Source organism: Pseudoalteromonas sp. MB47, from assembly GCF_011319765.1.
Lineage (GTDB): Bacteria > Pseudomonadota > Gammaproteobacteria > Enterobacterales > Alteromonadaceae > Pseudoalteromonas > Pseudoalteromonas simplex.
On record NZ_VFBD01000020.1, the window covers coordinates 237138 to 253505 of the forward strand.

The window sequence follows — 16368 nt, forward strand, 5'->3', positions numbered from 1 at the left end:
TATGCAAAATAAACAGCTATCCCAAATTGCGCACTTAGTATAAATCCCAAGGCTCCACATGAAAACCCCAGTTAGACCAAAGGCGCAAAAAAAAAGCTGTGAACGAGGTTCACAGCTTAGTTTTCATACAACCAGATTAAACATCTAGTAGTAAACGAGTCGGATCTTCAAGTAACTCTTTAATTGTTACTAAGAAACCTACTGATTCTTTACCATCGATTTGGCGGTGATCATAAGATAACGCTAAGTACATCATTGGTAAGATTTCAACTTTACCATTTACAGCCATAGGACGCTCTTGGATTTTGTGCATACCTAAGATTGAAGACTGTGGTAAGTTGATGATTGGTGTAGATAGTAATGAACCGAATACACCACCGTTAGTGATAGTGAAGTTACCACCTGTCATGTCATCAATTGATAATTTACCGTCACGACCTTTAAGCGCTAGCTCACGGATACCTTTTTCGATTTCAGCAACTGATAGCTTGTCACAGTCTTTAAGAACTGGAGTAACAAGACCACGTGGTGTAGAAACCGCGATGCTGATGTCGAAGTAGTTGTGATAAACAATATCATCACCGTCGATAGACGCATTTACTTCAGGGAAACGCTTAAGTGCTTCAGTTACTGCTTTCACGTAGAAAGACATGAAACCTAAACGGATACCGTGACGCTTTTCGAATACTTCTTGGTACTGCTTACGAAGATCCATAATTGGCTTCATGTTAACTTCGTTGAAAGTCGTTAACATTGCAGTTGAGTTTTTCGCTTCAAGAAGACGATTAGCGATTGTTTTACGTAAACGAGTCATAGGAACACGTTTTTGCGTACGGTCACCCATAGGTGCTGCTGGCGCTGCTGCTTCTGCTTTAGGCGCTGCTGCCGGTGCTTTTAAGAATGTATCAACATCTTCTTTAGTTACACGGCCATTTTTGCCAGTACCTTTGATTTTTGATGCATCAAGACCTTTCTCAGCGATTAAACGACGAACTGACGGTGTTAATACGTCAGAGCTGTCATTTGATTCGCTTGCTGGTGCTGCTTCAGCTTTAGGAGCTGCTGCTGCCGGTGCTGCACCCGCTTTAACTGTACCAATTACTTGCTCACCAAGTACTGTTTCGCCTTCAGCGTGAATGTGCTCACCCATGATACCGTCTTCTTGAGCAACAACTTCAAGAACAACTTTATCAGTTTCGATGTCAACAAGGTTTTGGTCGCGTGTTACCGCTTCACCTGGTTGAACGTGCCAAGTAGCAATTGTCGCGTCTGCGACTGATTCTGGAAGTACAGGTACTTTAATGTCCACTTCTTTACCTTCTGATGCTGGTGCTGATTGCGCCGCTGGCGCGTCTTCTGATTTAGCTGGTGCAGAGTCGTCACTTGCTGGTGCAGCATCTGCATCACCAAGTAATGCAATTACTTGTTCGCCAAGTACCGTTGCACCTTCTTCTTGTGAAATTTCAGTGATTACACCGTCATTTGGTGCAACAACTTCTAAAACAACTTTATCTGTTTCGATATCTACTAAGTTTTGGTCGCGGCTTACTTTGTCGCCAACACTTACGTGCCATGTTGCAACAGTAGCATCAGCAACCGACTCAGGAAGTACAGGAACTTTAATTTCTGTGCTCATTGCTTATCCTTTCTTTTCAATAGTAAGCGCATCTGCAACGAGCGCTTGTTGTTCTTTATTATGCACTGACATGTAACCACACGCTGGTGATGCTGATGCTTTACGACCTGCGTAAGTTAATTTAGCACCGGCTGGGATTGCATCAACAAAGTGGTGTTGAGAACAATACCATGCACCTTGGTTTTGTGGCTCTTCTTGACACCAAACAAAATCTTTAACGTGTTGGTAACGCTGCATGATTGTATCCATCTCAGCGTGTGGGAATGGATATAATTGTTCTACACGAACAATAGCAATGTTATTTAATTCTTGCTTACGACGCTCTTGTAGTAGCTCGTAATAAACTTTACCGCTACAGAATACAACGCGTTCTACTTTATCTGCTGCAATATCATCAATTTCATCGATCATATTGTGGAACACACCTTCAGATAACTCTTCAAGTGAAGATGTTGCCAACGGGTGACGAAGTAGCGACTTAGGCGTCATAACAATCAATGGACGACGAAGTGGACGTACTGATTGACGACGAAGCATTGCATAAACTTGCGCTGGAGTTGAAGGAACACATACTTGCATATTGTGATCAGCACACAACTGTAAGAAACGCTCTAAACGTGCCGAGCTATGCTCAGGACCTTGACCTTCGTAGCCGTGTGGAAGTAAACATGTAAGACCACATAAACGACCCCACTTCTGCTCACCTGAACTTAAGAATTGGTCAAATACAACTTGTGCACCATTCGCGAAGTCACCAAACTGTGCTTCCCACATTACAAGTGACGTAGGTTCAGCTGTTGCGTAACCATATTCAAACGCAAGTACCGCTTCTTCAGAAAGAACTGAGTCATACACTTCAAATGCACCTTGCTTTTCGCTGATATTTTGCAGCGGCAAGTATGTTGATGCATCTTTTTGGTTATGAACAACAGCATGACGGTGGAAGAATGTACCACGACCTGAATCTTGACCTGTTAAACGGATATCTGTACCAGCATCAACAAGCGTTGCATAAGCAAGTGTTTCAGCCATACCCCAATCAAGTGGTTTTTCACCTGTTGCCATTAACTTACGGTCGTCGTAGATTTTCTTAACGCGCGACTGTGCTTTGTGGCTTTCTGGGAAGCTTGCTACTTTTTCGCCAAGCTCTTTTAACTTTTCAACCGATACTGTTGCATCGTACTCAACATCCCAATCGTGACCAACAAACTTAGCCCAATCAGAAGAGTGTGATGTTTCTAGTTGAATTTCTTCAACAACACAGTTGCCTTTGTCTAAACCGTTACGGTAATCATCAGCAAGTGCTTTTACTTCATTTTCTGAGAATGAACCTTCAGCAACTAATTGGTCTGCGTAAATTAGACGAGGTACTGGATGCTTTTTGATTTTTTGGTACATAAGTGGTTGAGTAGCGTTCGGCTCATCCGCTTCGTTATGACCATGACGGCGATAACATACTAAATCAATCACTACATCACGTTTAAACTGGTTTCTGAAATCAAGTGCGATTTGAGTAACAAATGCAACCGCTTCAGGATCGTCAGAGTTAACGTGGAAAATTGGTGCCTGAACCATTTTCGCAATATCAGTACAGTATGGTGTAGAACGTACATCAGACTGTTTAGACGTTGTGAAACCAACTTGGTTATTTACAACGATACGGATACTACCACCACAACTAAATGCATTAGTTTGCGATAAGTTAAATGTTTCTTGTACAACACCTTGACCTGCGATTGCAGAGTCACCGTGAATAGTAATTGGTAATGCTTTAATACCTGACTTATCACCTAGACGGTCTAAACGAGCACGTACCGAACCCATAACCACTGGGTTAACGATTTCTAAGTGAGACGGGTTAAATGCAAGTGCCATGTGCACGTTGCCACCCTTAGTTGCAAAGTCAGATGAGTAACCCATGTGATATTTAACATCACCTGAGCCTAATGTGTCTTTGTGTTTACCAGCGAACTCATCGAATAATTCTGATGGGTTTTTACCTAAAACGTTCACTAGTACGTTCAAGCGACCGCGGTGAGCCATACCAATAACAGCTTCTTTTTGTCCGCTTTCACCTGCACGATGAATTAGTTCTTTAAGCATTGGTACTAACGCATCACCACCTTCAAGTGAGAAACGTTTTGCACCAGGGAACTTAGCCCCTAAGTATTTTTCAAGACCATCTGCAGCTGTTAATCCTTTAAGGATACGTAGCTTTTCTTCTTTAGAGAACGTTGGACGTGATTGCACTGATTCTAAACGTTGTTGTAACCAACGCTTTTCTTCAGTTGAAGTGATGTGCATATACTCAGCACCAACCGACCCACAATAAGTCGTTTTGAGTGCTTGATATAGCTCACCTAATGGCATGGTTTCGCGACCGACAGCAAACGAACCCACATTGAATTCACGGTCAAAATCAGCTTCAGATAAATCGTGGTACTCTAATTCTAGATCACGAACACGTTCGCGTTGCCAAATACCTAATGGATCTAGGTTGGCATTTTGGTGACCACGGAAACGGAAAGCATTAATAAGTTGTAGCACCTTGACCTGTTTAGGATCACCAGAGCCACCCTCTGCTATCACTACTTCTCTATGCTTGTTTTTAGCAAGCTGTGCAAATTGTGAACGAACTTCTGAATGTTTAACGTCAACATCCACACCATCAACTTTTGGTAATTGTTCGAACACTTCTCGCCATTCTTCTGGCACAGAAGTCGCATCATCTAAGTACGCTTCATAAAGCTCTTCTACGTAAGCAACGTTACCGCCGTTTAAGTGAGAAGATTCTAGCCATGCCTTCATCACACCTTCGTGCATTTATAAGCCCTTTTCTTTAGCGCAGAAATTAATTGTTGTAAAAACAAGGTGGTTAATCACTTAACCACCTTACATATTCAAGCTTTAAACAGCGCGGTTTAAAAGCATTGATTTGATTTGTCCAATTGCTTTGGTCGGGTTAAGACCTTTTGGACACACGCTAACACAGTTCATGATACTGTGACAACGGAACACGCTGAACGCATCGTCAAGGTCTGCAAGACGCTCTTCAGTAGCTGTATCGCGGCTATCAGCCAAGAAACGATACGCATGTAGAAGACCCGCAGGACCGATGAACTTGTCTGGATTCCACCAGAACGAAGGACACGATGTTGAACAACATGCACATAAGATACACTCATATAAGCCATCTAACTTATCACGTTCTTCGATTGACTGAAGACGCTCACCCGCCGCTGGCGTGTCGTTAATTAGGTAAGGCTTAACTTTTTCGTATTGAGTGTAGAACTGACTCATGTCAATAACAAGGTCACGTACCACAGGTAAACCTGGTAATGGGCGAATTACGATTTTACCTTTGCCACCTTTAAGTAGCGTTGATAAAGGCGTGATACACGCTAAACCATTTTTACCATTCATGTTGATACCGTCTGAACCACACACACCTTCACGGCATGAACGACGGAATGATAATGTTGGATCTTGCTCCTTCAATTGCATAAGGGCATCCAATACCATCATATCTTGGCCTTCTTGCGTTTCTAGCGAGAAGTCTTGCATACGTGGTGCATTATCAACATCTGGATTGTAACGATAAACCGAAAATTGTACTTGTGCCATCGTCTCGCTCCTAGTATGTACGTGCTTTAGGTGGGAAAGCTTCACGCAGTTTCGGCGCGTAGTTTACATCACGTTTGCTCATTTCTTCGCTCTTAGGATCGTAGATTGAGTGACATAACCAGTTTTCGTCATCACGATCTGGGAAGTCAAAACGAGAGTGTGCACCACGGCTTTCTGTACGGAAGTTTGCAGCTACTGCTGTTGAGTAAGCTGTTTCCATCAAGTTATCAAGCTCTAGACATTCGATACGTGCAGTGTTGAACTCAGTCGACTTGTCGTCAAGACGAGCGTACTGAAGACGTTCACGAATTTCTTTAAGCTCTTTAAGACCTGTTGCCATTGCATCACCTTCACGGAATACCGAGAAGTTAAGTTGCATACACATTTGTAGGTCTTTCTTGATTTGTACTGGGTCTTCACCTTGGCCAGCTTTAGAGCTTTCCCAACGGTTAAAGCGTGCAAGTGATGCTTCAAGGTCTGAATCAGACGCATCTTTACCTGCTTCAACACCGTTAAGGTACTTACCTAAGAAGTTACCAGCTGCGCGGCCGAATACAACTAAGTCAAGTAGTGAGTTACCACCTAGGCGGTTAGCACCGTGTACAGATACACATGCAATCTCACCAACAGCGAATAAACCTTCAACTACTTTCTCTTGGCCGTTTGCATCAATTTGTAATGCTTGACCATTTACGTTAGTTGGAACACCACCCATCATGTAGTGACATGTTGGGATAACTGGAATTGGCTCTTTAGCTGGATCAACGTGTGCGAATGTTTTCGCAAGGTCACATACGCCTGGAAGACGTAAGTTAAGTGTTTCTTCACCTAAGTGGTCAAGCTTAAGCTTGATGTGTGGACCGTAAGGACCATCGCAACCACGACCTTCACGGATCTCAGTCATCATTGAACGAGCAACAACGTCACGAGACGCTAAGTCTTTTGCATTTGGAGCGTAACGTTCCATGAAGCGTTCGCCGTCTTTATTTAGAAGGTAACCACCTTCACCACGACAACCTTCAGTTACAAGTACACCGGCACCGGCGATACCTGTTGGGTGGAACTGCCACATTTCCATATCTTGCATTGCAACGCCAGCGCGTGTAGCCATACCAACACCGTCACCAGTGTTGATGTGTGCATTCGTTGTCGATGCATAGATACGGCCTGCACCACCTGTTGCTAAAACAACAGCTTTTGATTTGAAGTAAACAACTTCACCAGACTCGATGTCGATTGCTGTACAACCAACAACGTGACCGTCGCTGTTTTTAACTAAATCTAGTGCGTACCACTCAGAGAATACGTTAGTTTTGTTTTTAACGTTCTGTTGGTATAAACAGTGTAATAACGCGTGACCTGTACGGTCAGCTGCTGCTGCAGTACGTGCAGCCTGTTCACCACCAAAGTTTTTCGACTGGCCGCCGAAAGGACGTTGATAAACACGGCCATTTTCAAAACGAGAAAATGGTAAACCCATGTTTTCTAATTCAGTAATAGCTTCTGGGCCTGTTTTACACATATATTCGATAGCGTCTTGGTCACCGATAAAATCGGAACCTTTAACAGTATCGTACATGTGCCATTCCCAGTTATCTTCATGTGAGTTACCCAGCGCAACCGTAATACCACCCTGTGCAGACACAGTGTGAGAACGTGTAGGGAAAACTTTTGAGATAAGTGCACAGGTTTTGCCTGATTCAGTGATAGCTAGTGCTGCGCGCATACCCGCACCACCGGCACCAATCACTACAGCGTCAAATTCACGAACAGAATAATTCACTTAAACACCCCATAAAACGATTAGACCAATTGCTACGTAAGCAACAGCCATAAGGTTTAATACAAAGCCTAAAACAGCACGTAATTTAGCGCATTTAACATAGTCAGTAAGAACTTGCCAAAGGCCGATACGGGTGTGAACCATGATGCAAACTAGGGTAATTAAGGTAAACCCTTTCATTGCTAGGTTAGAGAATAGGCCTTGCCAGGCTTCGAAAGTGACTTCTGGCGTACATAAAAAATAGCCGATAATAAAAATCGCGTAAGCGCTGATTATTAATGCTGTTGCACGTAGTGATACGAAATCTTGTACACCATCACGTTTAAGAGTTGCTTGATTTAAAACCATATCCACACTCCTGCTAGAATTGCAGCTACAACACCTAAAGCTAATGCAACTTTAGCGCTGAAGTTACCTGATTCAAGTTCTTCCCAGTGACCCATGTCCATAATGATATGACGGATACCACCAATTAAGTGATACGCCAATACAGAAATGGTGCCCCATGCTATGAATTTGGCAATGAATCCGCTGAACAGACCCTTGACGAATTCAAAACCTTCTGCAGAAGAAAGAGACTCAGACCAAGCCCAAATGACAAACGTTAAAGCAAAAAATAATGCAACACCGGTGACGCGGTGTAAAATTGATGCTTTAGCCGTTGCCGGCATAGATATAGTTGTTAGATCTAGATTTACAGGTCTTTGCTTTTTCACAGTTACTTGCCCATCTTGCCCTTATCGGGCTCATCTACTTGTTTTTCTAAAACCCATCAAAATGAATTTCGATGGAACTATCTAAGTAAACCGTGTTGATACACAAAAAGTTCACACTTATGCAAAACTCAAATGTAAAAATAAAGTTTACCTACAGACAATACGGTATAAAACCTTGGATAGTATATATAGCCAAAGGTCTTTTTACAATTCTTGTTTAGTAAGAGACGTTTGCGAATTAGCCAATAGTATAATATTTAATCCTGACAGAATATTTATTATCCATTTGTGCATAATGTTTATAAAAATTGACTTTATACCCCTCTTTCACGTTAAAATGAAAAGAATGTGCTTAAACAGATTCAGAACATAACAATCAGAGTTGTTATCTTAATAGGAGATAAATAGATGGCGGATAAGAAAGCCACGGTCCATATTGATGGTCTTGATCCAATCGAACTTCCAATTTACCAAGGCACTGCTGGCCAAGACGTAATCGACGTACGTACGTTAGGTTCACACGGTCACTTCACTTACGACCCAGGTTTTATGTCGACCGGTTCTTGTGAATCTTCAATCACTTACATCGATGGCGGCAAAGGTGTTCTATTACACCGTGGTTACCCAATCGAGCAATTAGCTGATGAATCAAACTACATCGAGCTTTGCTACTTACTATTAAACGGCGAATTACCGACTAAAGAACAATACGAAGCGTTTGCTCAAGAAATCACGCACAACACAATGCTTGATACTAAAATCGCAAACTTCTTCCAAGGTTTCCGCTTTGACGCTCACCCAATGGCAATGCTGTGTGGTGTTGTAGGTGCTCTTTCTTCTTTCTACCACGAAGATTTAGACATCACTGACGCAACACAACGTAAAACAAGCGCAATCAAGCTAGTTGCTAAATTACCAACTATCGCTGCGATGGCTTACAAATACAATGTAGGTCAACCGTTCGTTTACCCACGTAACGACTTAAGCTTCGCTGAAAACTTCTTACACATGATGTTCTCAGTACCAGCTGAAGAATACAAAGTAAGCCCTGTTCTTGCCAAAGCAATGGACAAAATCTTCATGCTTCACGCTGACCACGAACAAAACGCATCAACGTCAACTGTTCGTCTAGCAGGTTCTTCAGGTGCTAACCCTTACGCGTGTATCGCGGCTGGTATCGCATCTCTATGGGGTCCTGCGCACGGTGGTGCTAACGAAGCATGTCTTAACATGTTAGAAGAAATTGGTTCTGTTGACCGTATCGATGAGTACGTTGCTAAAGCGAAAGATAAGTCTGATCCTTTCCGTCTTATGGGCTTTGGTCACCGTGTATACAAAAACTTCGACCCACGTGCGACAGTAATGCGTCAAACATGTCACGAAGTACTTGCTGAGCTAAACATTCAAGATCCACTTCTTGATATCGCTATGAAGCTTGAGCAAATTGCACTTGAAGACCCATACTTCGTTGAGAAGAAACTTTACCCTAACGTAGATTTCTACTCAGGTATCATCTTAAAAGCAATCGGTATTCCAACAAGCATGTTCACTGTAATCTTTGCAATGTCACGTACTGTTGGTTGGATCTCTCACTGGGATGAGATGCTTTCTCAACCTGGTCACAAGATCAGCCGTCCTCGTCAGTTATACACTGGTGAAACTTCACGCGATTACGTACCAACAGACAAGCGTTAATACGAATTTGCGTTTAAAAAAGGCCGCTATGCGGCCTTTTTTGTTGCCCTGCACTTGTCTATTTGTGCAAAGTAATTAAAATCGTCGCATTCTTGTAGCTTAAGGCCTTTCATGTTCGATATCACAAAAATACGTGCTGACTTTCCAATACTGAATGAAACAGTCAATGAGCAGCCTTTGGTGTATTTAGACTCAGCAGCGACCTCGCAAAAGCCACAGGCAGTTATTAATGCTCTTAGCCGTTTTTATAGTCACGAGAACGCCAATGTGCACCGCGGCCGCCATACACTCAGTGAAAACGCGACACGCCAATATGAGCATACACGAACGCTACTTGCAGATTATTTTTCTGTAAAAAATAATGAGATAGTGTGGACCAAAGGGGCAACCGAATCGATTAATTTAATCGCAAATGGTCTGGCTTCGAGGCTCAATCCTGGCGATAAAATTGCCCTATCTGCTATTGAACACCACGCCAACATAGTCCCTTGGCAACAGCTAGCACAGCGCACCGGTGCAGAAGTCATTATTTTGCCGATAGAAAATGATTTAACTATTAATAGCGTGCACTGTAGTGAATTTATCAAGCAACAAAAGCCTAAAATAGTCGCTATTACCCATGCATCAAATACTCTAGGTAATATTACTGATTTAGCGCCAATCATTAGCGCATGTAAAGCCATTAATGCTATTTCGGTTATTGATGGTGCGCAGGCAGCGATGCATTTACGCCCTAATTTACAAGAAATTTCCTGTGATTTTTACGTGTTTTCTGCCCATAAAATGCTCGGGCCGACAGGTTTAGGAGGCCTATATGGCCGATTTGAGCTGTTAAATTCGCTCGATGTATATCAAACCGGTGGCGAAATGATCGAAACAGTGAACCTAACACACAGCACTTTTCGTGATGCGCCGGGTAAATTTGAAGCAGGAACACCCAATATTGCAGGTGTCATTGCCTTTACTGAGGCAATAAATTATTTAATATCGTTAGATTTTCAGCAAATGCGTCAACATGAGCATACAGTTTTTGACTATGCGATAAAACAATTATCAGCTATTGATGGTATTAATATCTATTCAAACCAAACAGATAACATCGGTAACATTAGTTTTAATTATCGTGATGAACATCCGTTTGATTTAGCCACCCTACTTGATGGATTTGGTGTTGCCGTGCGTAGTGGCCATCATTGTACGCAACCTATAATGAGTCATTTAGGCATCCCAGGTACTGTACGAGCAAGTTTTGCGTTATATAACACTAAAGCTGATGTCGATGCCTTTATCAGTGCTGTTAAAAGTAGTATTGAGTTATTAGATTAATTTTGGATAAGTTATGAATTCAGCGTTTGAAGCCGTTAGTAAAAACATTGAAACAGTTGCTGGGTGGCAGCAAAAATATCGCCAAATAATGCTCTTAGGTAAGCAATTACCTGTTATGCCTGAAGTACTCAAAGTAGATGATGCTCTAGTTAAAGGCTGTGAAAGTAAAGTGTGGCTATATATCGACTTTGATCATACTGAAAACAGCCTGGTTTTAGCAGGCGATTCAGATACTCGCATCGTTAAAGGACTATTAGCTTTAATTTTAGCCTTATACAATGGTCTAACACCGGAGCAAGCAACGCAAATTAATGCCTATGATGAATTTGAACGACTCGGTCTAATTAGCCATTTGAGTCCTTCTCGTGGTAATGGTATAAAAGCCATGGTTGATAAAATTCAAACCATGGCTGAACAAAAACAATAAGTTTTATAAACTACGCTGTTTTTTATCGAGGTATTTTCTAATCGCTTTGGCTGCAACAAAAAAGCCAAAGCTGCCTGTTACCATAGTTGCAGAGCCAAAACCATTATTACAGTCCATATTCATTGAACCATCTGCACCTTGTTTTGCTTGGCAAACCTCACCTTCAGAGGTTGGATATACAAGCTGCTCTGTAGAATAAACACAATCGACGTTAAATTTTCGCTTTGGATTGCTACTAAAGTTGTACTGTTTTCGCAAAATATAACGTACTTTTGCAAGCAATGGATCATGAGTTGTCTTTGCAACGTCACCAAAACTGATTTGACTCGGGTCGGTTTGCCCGCCTGCGCCTCCGGTGGTAATAACCGGTAGTTTTATGCGTTTACAGTGAGCAATAAGCGCAGCTTTTTCTTTTACAGCATCAATACAATCAATCACATAGTCAAAACCTTGAATATGCTCACGAATGTTATCTAGCGTAATGAAATCGTCAATAACATTAATTTTGATATCTGGGTTTATCAACTCACAACGTGTTTTCATCGCTTCTACTTTTGCTTCGCCTACGGTGCCAGTTAAAGCATGAATTTGACGATTAACATTGGTTGCACAAATATCATCTAAATCAATGAGGGTTAATTGCCCTACACCCGTTCGAGCCAATGCTTCAGCAGCCCAACTACCTACGCCACCAATACCAATGACACAAAAATGTGCTTGTTGTAACCAATCAAATTGTTGATGACCATATAAACGTTTAATGCCACCAAAACGGATGTCTTGTGTTGTTTCTTTCATTTACCAATCCAACGTCCAAGGAGCTGTCCACTCTTTGAATTCGTCTGAGTTAAAAACTTCATTAAGATGAGCACCTAAAGTGTAATCGCATCGATATTCTTTAAGCTGCCCTTTATAGCTAAATTGTAGTGCATAGGCATGCAAGTTTGTGCGCTCGTCTTCACTACCCGCATAGGTACTATCACCTAGAATTGGAGCGCCTAAGCTTTTCATTGCGACTCTAAGCTGATGTGTTTTACCAGAGAATGGCTTTAACAAGTATGCACGAAGCCCTGGTCGAATACTTTTTGAATAAAAGCGTGTGATAGCAGGATTCGCTTGGCTCTTTAACAGCTTAAATGCACCACGACGACTTTTTTGCATATCCCCTTTTATCCAACCTTGCTTTTTCTTAGGCTTAGCATCACTCACTGCGAGATAAAACTTATTTATTTTATGATCAGAAAATAGTGAAGTGAATTCGGCTGCAGCTTCTTTGTTACGGGCTAATATAATTAAACCTGATGTCACTTTATCTAGCCGATGAACCGGATAGAGCTTCTCATTAACAAGCTCTTCAGCAAGTACGACAAAACCAGCACATTGTTCACTATGAAAGCTCACTCCTGCTGGTTTATAAAAAACAAAGAAGTCATCTTCAATGGCATGAAGATGAACATTGTTTACATCATGCATTTCTAGTTACCAAGCACTGCAATAACGCGCGCTAAGTCTTCAGGGGTATCTACGCCTGCTTGCGGTGCACACAGAGCTTTTGCGATTTTAATTTTGTGACCATGATAAAGTACGCGAAGCTGCTCTAATGACTCTAAAAGCTCTAATCGAGATTCTGGTAATTCGATGTAGTCCTTAATAAAGCCAGCACGATAAGCATAAATACCAATATGGCGCGCAAAATCAGCAAGATTTAGCTTATCTCGGTCATCATTCATCATCGCATCACGATGATAAGGGATTGGCGAACGCGAAAAATACAGTGCGTTGTTGTCTGCATCGTTAATGACTTTCACGCAATTGGGATTAAATATATCATCAATCTCATCAATGCTGGTGCTCAAAGTCGCCATTGGCGCATCAGAATCAGCAAGTAGCATGGCAACTTGAGATACATTTTCGCTTGCCAATAAAGGCTCATCACCTTGCACGTTGACAACAATAGTGTCACTTTCAAGTTTTAACTGTTCAACAACTTCAGCTAAACGTTCTGTGCCAGATTGGTGATCTTCTCGTGTCATCAATACATTATCAGTAAAGTTCTTTACTGCATCAAACACTGTTTGATGATCAGTCGCTACATAAACTTGTGATGCACCTGAAGCAACCGCTTTTTCATAAACATGTTGGATCATTGGTTTACCACAAATATCAGCAAGTGGTTTACCTGGTAAACGCGTCGATGCGTAGCGAGCTGGGATAACGACTACGAATTCCACTTATCAACCTCTTCTTGGCTTAATTCACGGGCTTCATTTTCTAAAAGCACCGGGATATCGTCTTTGATGGGGTACGCTAGTTTCGCAGCAGTACTGATAAGCTCTTGATTCTCTTTATCAAGACGTAATTTACCTTTACACACTGGGCAAGCGATAATTTCAAGTAATTTTGTATCAAAGGCCATTGAGGATCCCTTTTTGTTTTAATAATAAATTAAGTTTTTCGATAACTGCTGCTGTTGGCTTTGCATCAACAGGTAAATAATACCAATTTGGTTTAGCAAAACTAAAGCATTTAACTGCATCTTTTTCTGTCATAAATACAGCGTCATCTGCAAAATCGCTAAAGTCATTTGCTTGGTAGGCATAATGATCACGAAAATGATGAGTCGATAGTAAGTTAATGCCTTGCTGCTCAAGACTTATTTCAAAGCGTTTGGGGTTACCAATAGCACTGACCGCATGGCCTTTATCTTGAACTGAATTGGCAAGTTCTGAATTACTTACGGTTCGAAATGGGCTTGATGCTAAATTATAGCGGCTTTGAGCGTTGCCACCATTTTCTATGACTAAATCAACCGACTTTAAGCGTGCTTTGGTTTCACGAAGTGGACCAGCAGGCATTAATAAACCGTTACCAAATTGGCGTTCACTATCAACGATACAACATTCGATATCACGCGCCATTTTATAATGCTGCATGCCATCATCAGAAATAATGACATCTATATCATGTTGCTCTAAATTTTTTATACTCGCTTGTCGGTCAGGGCCAACCATTACAACACAACCTAGGCGGCGCTTAATAAGTACAGGTTCGTCACCCGCTTGCGTTGTCGTCGTTTGTTCAGTCACTAACAAAGGATACGAATCAGACTGACCACCGTAGCCACGGCTGATCACAGCCACTTTTAAACCTTGCTGCTGTAAGTACTCAGCAAGCCAAATAACAAATGGCGTTTTGCCGTTTCCACCCACACTAATGTTACCAACCACAATAACCGGAACATGCGCTTTAAATGCTTTTAGTATATTTAGCTTATAAAACAAAGCACGAAGCGTTGAGATTAGCCAAAAAAGCACACTGAAAGGTAACAGCAGAACGCTGAGTAAGCCTGGTTTTTTATACCAGCTTTTTTCAATAACACTCACTACTGCTCACCAAATTGCATCTTACATAACGCACTATAGGTACCGTCTTTTTCAAGCAGCTCGCTATGTGTGCCCTTTTCGATAACTTGACCATGGTCGATAACATAAATGCAATCACTGTTTTCTATTGTTGATAAACGGTGTGCTATCACAATCGATGTTTTTTCTTTCATTAAGCTATCAAGTGCTTGCTGAATCAGTTTTTCAGATTCAGTGTCAAGTGCAGATGTCGCCTCATCAAGAATCAAAATAGGGGCATTTTTTAATATTGCACGTGCAATGGCTATTCGCTGACGCTGGCCGCCTGACAACATAACGCCGTTTTCACCCACCATGGTATCTAACCCTTCTGGTAAGTCTTTAACAAACTCCCAAACATGGGCTTGCTTGGCAACCGCCATTAACTCCTCGCTTGTTAATTCGCGGTCAAGGCCATAGCAAATATTATTCGTGATGGTGTCGTTAAATAAAACCACTTGCTGTGAAACCAGTGCAAATTGCTTACGTAAGTCTGTCAGTTTGTAATCAGCGATGTTGACGCCATCAAGCAAAATTTCACTGTCACCTTCAAGCTCATAATAACGCGGCAATAAATTTGAGATGGTCGATTTACCTGAGCCAGAACGGCCAACCAATGCGATGCTTTCGCCGGCATTAATCGAAAGTGATAAATTCTTTAATACAGGCTCATCTTTCGTTGGGTATTTAAAGGTCACATTGTTTACTTCAATTTTCCCAGTTACTTTATCAACGCTGTAAGTGCCAGTGTCTTTTTCTACTTCTTCATCAAGTACTAAAAAGATACTTTGCGCTGCCGAAATACCACGTTGTAAATCACTATTAACGTTAGAAAGTTGCTTCAGTGGCCGTAATAACATCATCATTGATGAAATAAGTAATACGAAGTCACCTGAACTGATGGTATCAATCATCGACGGCATAGAAACAACCCATAAAATCACGGCCATCGCGCTTGCTGCCAAAATTTGGATAACAGAAACGCTTAACGCTTTAGTTGCATCCATTTTAATGCGCTGCTGACGATTATGATTATTAATAGTCGAGAATTGCGATATCTCTTGCTGTTGACCACCAAAGCCATGTATCACTTTATGACCAGATAGCATTTGCTCTGAGCTGCGAGTTACTTGGCCCATAGCAGATTGGATTTTTTTCGAAATCATACGAAAGCGTTTCGATACAAAGGCAACGATCACGGCCACAAGCGGAATAATAACTAAAAATATTAGTGATAGCTTCCAGCTGGTATAAAACATATTAAAAAGTAAGAAAACAACAAACGCCCCTTCTCTAACAACAATTAACAGGGCTTTGGTAATGGCTTGTTGAACCTGCTCAGTATCAAAGGTGATTTTAGAGATTAAATCGCCATTTGAATTTTTATCATGAAAAGACACCGGCAGGTGTAAAATATGTTCGAATAATTGTTGGCGCAACGTTCTTACAACTTGAGAGCCAACATAACTTAAACAGTACGACGACATATAGTTAAACATGCCACGACCTAATACCAATGCAATCACAACAAATGGTGCATAAGTTAAAACATCAGTGTTACGATCATTTAAACCTTCATCAATGAAGGGCTTCATTAAATTGATAAACAATGCATCCATGGCTGAATAGCCAATCATGCCTACAATGGCGAAAAACGCGATTAACTTATAATCACCCACATAACTGATTAATCGCTTATAGATTTGGGATGTAGTTTGATCCATAACACTCTCTTATTCATAGACTTCGACTATTGTAGC

General features: G+C 41.5%; 15 protein-coding genes. 3 read left to right on the forward strand and 12 right to left on the reverse strand.

The features are described 5' to 3' along the window. Window positions 1-136: 136 nt before the first annotated feature. The 6 genes from odhB to sdhC all read right to left on the reverse strand — a co-directional run bounded on the left by odhB (window position 137) and on the right by sdhC (window position 7759). Window positions 137-1636, reverse strand: a complete 1500-nt coding sequence (gene odhB / locus IMPJCBKJ_RS10675) for a 2-oxoglutarate dehydrogenase complex dihydrolipoyllysine-residue succinyltransferase (RefSeq protein WP_166340241.1) — start codon at window positions 1634-1636, stop codon at window positions 137-139. 3 nt (window positions 1637-1639) lie between these two features. Continuing rightward, entirely contained in the window at window positions 1640-4459 is a 2820-nt protein-coding gene (locus tag IMPJCBKJ_RS10680; protein ID WP_166340243.1) for a 2-oxoglutarate dehydrogenase E1 component, read from the reverse strand. Window positions 4460-4543: 84 nt separating this feature from the next. Continuing rightward, window positions 4544-5260, reverse strand: a complete 717-nt coding sequence (locus IMPJCBKJ_RS10685) for a succinate dehydrogenase iron-sulfur subunit (protein ID WP_054551369.1) — start codon at window positions 5258-5260, stop codon at window positions 4544-4546. 10 nt (window positions 5261-5270) lie between these two features. Next, on the reverse strand, window positions 5271-7043 hold the full coding sequence (gene sdhA, locus IMPJCBKJ_RS10690; RefSeq protein WP_054551370.1) for a succinate dehydrogenase flavoprotein subunit: 1773 nt from the start codon (window positions 7041-7043) through the stop codon (window positions 5271-5273). Continuing rightward, window positions 7044-7391: a succinate dehydrogenase, hydrophobic membrane anchor protein gene (sdhD, locus tag IMPJCBKJ_RS10695; RefSeq protein WP_054551371.1), complete on the reverse strand. Its 348-nt coding sequence runs from the start codon at window positions 7389-7391 to the stop codon at window positions 7044-7046. Next, window positions 7382-7759: a succinate dehydrogenase, cytochrome b556 subunit gene (sdhC, locus tag IMPJCBKJ_RS10700; RefSeq protein WP_082389167.1), complete on the reverse strand. Its 378-nt coding sequence runs from the start codon at window positions 7757-7759 to the stop codon at window positions 7382-7384. The genes sdhD and sdhC overlap by 10 nt, the downstream gene beginning before the upstream one ends. A 408-nt stretch (window positions 7760-8167) precedes the next feature. Between sdhC and IMPJCBKJ_RS10705 the strand changes: the two genes are divergently transcribed. The 3 genes from IMPJCBKJ_RS10705 (at window position 8168) to IMPJCBKJ_RS10715 (ending at window position 11207) form a co-directional block, all read left to right on the forward strand. Next, window positions 8168-9454 carry a citrate synthase gene (locus tag IMPJCBKJ_RS10705; RefSeq protein ID WP_054551373.1) on the forward strand — a complete coding sequence of 429 codons (1287 nt, stop codon included), beginning with the start codon at window positions 8168-8170 and terminating at the stop codon, window positions 9452-9454. A gap of 111 nt (window positions 9455-9565) precedes the next feature. After that, entirely contained in the window at window positions 9566-10780 is a 1215-nt protein-coding gene (locus tag IMPJCBKJ_RS10710; protein ID WP_166340245.1) for a SufS family cysteine desulfurase, read from the forward strand. A 13-nt stretch (window positions 10781-10793) separates the two neighbouring features. Further along, the gene (locus IMPJCBKJ_RS10715) at window positions 10794-11207 is read left to right on the forward strand and encodes a SufE family protein (protein ID WP_166340247.1); all 414 of its coding nucleotides are present in this window, start codon (window positions 10794-10796) and stop codon (window positions 11205-11207) included. Between the two features lie 3 nt (window positions 11208-11210). On the opposite strand, the gene tcdA is transcribed toward IMPJCBKJ_RS10715, so the two are convergent. The 6 genes from tcdA to msbA are packed head-to-tail and all read right to left on the reverse strand — an operon-like array spanning window position 11211 to window position 16332. After that, window positions 11211-12005, reverse strand: coding sequence for a tRNA cyclic N6-threonylcarbamoyladenosine(37) synthase TcdA (gene tcdA, locus IMPJCBKJ_RS10720; RefSeq protein WP_054561573.1), 795 nt, complete (start codon window positions 12003-12005; stop codon window positions 11211-11213). After that, window positions 12006-12680 (reverse strand): TIGR01621 family pseudouridine synthase, encoded by a 675-nt coding sequence (locus tag IMPJCBKJ_RS10725; RefSeq protein ID WP_166340249.1) that lies wholly within the window; start codon window positions 12678-12680, stop codon window positions 12006-12008. A gap of 2 nt (window positions 12681-12682) precedes the next feature. After that, the gene (gene kdsB, locus IMPJCBKJ_RS10730) at window positions 12683-13438 is read right to left on the reverse strand and encodes a 3-deoxy-manno-octulosonate cytidylyltransferase (protein ID WP_166340251.1); all 756 of its coding nucleotides are present in this window, start codon (window positions 13436-13438) and stop codon (window positions 12683-12685) included. Then, window positions 13426-13623 carry a Trm112 family protein gene (locus IMPJCBKJ_RS10735; protein WP_036968654.1) on the reverse strand — a complete coding sequence of 66 codons (198 nt, stop codon included), beginning with the start codon at window positions 13621-13623 and terminating at the stop codon, window positions 13426-13428. Before IMPJCBKJ_RS10735 ends, kdsB begins: the two co-directional genes overlap by 13 nt. Further along, on the reverse strand, window positions 13613-14590 hold the full coding sequence (gene lpxK / locus IMPJCBKJ_RS10740; protein WP_166340253.1) for a tetraacyldisaccharide 4'-kinase: 978 nt from the start codon (window positions 14588-14590) through the stop codon (window positions 13613-13615). The genes IMPJCBKJ_RS10735 and lpxK overlap by 11 nt, the downstream gene beginning before the upstream one ends. Continuing rightward, window positions 14590-16332, reverse strand: coding sequence for a lipid A export permease/ATP-binding protein MsbA (gene msbA / locus IMPJCBKJ_RS10745; RefSeq protein WP_166340255.1), 1743 nt, complete (start codon window positions 16330-16332; stop codon window positions 14590-14592). The genes lpxK and msbA overlap by 1 nt, the downstream gene beginning before the upstream one ends. Between the last annotated feature and the right edge of the window lie 36 nt (window positions 16333-16368).

What these genes read in the sequence shown, in the direction of transcription:
- odhB (WP_166340241.1), bottom strand. Translation starts at nt 1,636, where the DNA reads ATGAGCACAGAAATTAAAGTTCCTGTACTTCCTGAGTCGGTTGCTGAT.
- IMPJCBKJ_RS10680 (WP_166340243.1), bottom strand. Translation starts at nt 4,459, where the DNA reads ATGCACGAAGGTGTGATGAAGGCATGGCTAGAATCTTCTCACTTAAAC.
- IMPJCBKJ_RS10685 (WP_054551369.1), bottom strand. Translation starts at nt 5,260, where the DNA reads ATGGCACAAGTACAATTTTCGGTTTATCGTTACAATCCAGATGTTGAT.
- sdhD (WP_054551371.1), bottom strand. Translation starts at nt 7,391, where the DNA reads ATGGTTTTAAATCAAGCAACTCTTAAACGTGATGGTGTACAAGATTTC.
- IMPJCBKJ_RS10705 (WP_054551373.1), top strand. Translation starts at nt 8,168, where the DNA reads ATGGCGGATAAGAAAGCCACGGTCCATATTGATGGTCTTGATCCAATC.
- IMPJCBKJ_RS10710 (WP_166340245.1), top strand. Translation starts at nt 9,566, where the DNA reads ATGTTCGATATCACAAAAATACGTGCTGACTTTCCAATACTGAATGAA.
- IMPJCBKJ_RS10715 (WP_166340247.1), top strand. Translation starts at nt 10,794, where the DNA reads ATGAATTCAGCGTTTGAAGCCGTTAGTAAAAACATTGAAACAGTTGCT.
- tcdA (WP_054561573.1), bottom strand. Translation starts at nt 12,005, where the DNA reads ATGAAAGAAACAACACAAGACATCCGTTTTGGTGGCATTAAACGTTTA.
- IMPJCBKJ_RS10725 (WP_166340249.1), bottom strand. Translation starts at nt 12,680, where the DNA reads ATGCATGATGTAAACAATGTTCATCTTCATGCCATTGAAGATGACTTC.
- IMPJCBKJ_RS10735 (WP_036968654.1), bottom strand. Translation starts at nt 13,623, where the DNA reads ATGGCCTTTGATACAAAATTACTTGAAATTATCGCTTGCCCAGTGTGT.
- msbA (WP_166340255.1), bottom strand. Translation starts at nt 16,332, where the DNA reads ATGGATCAAACTACATCCCAAATCTATAAGCGATTAATCAGTTATGTG.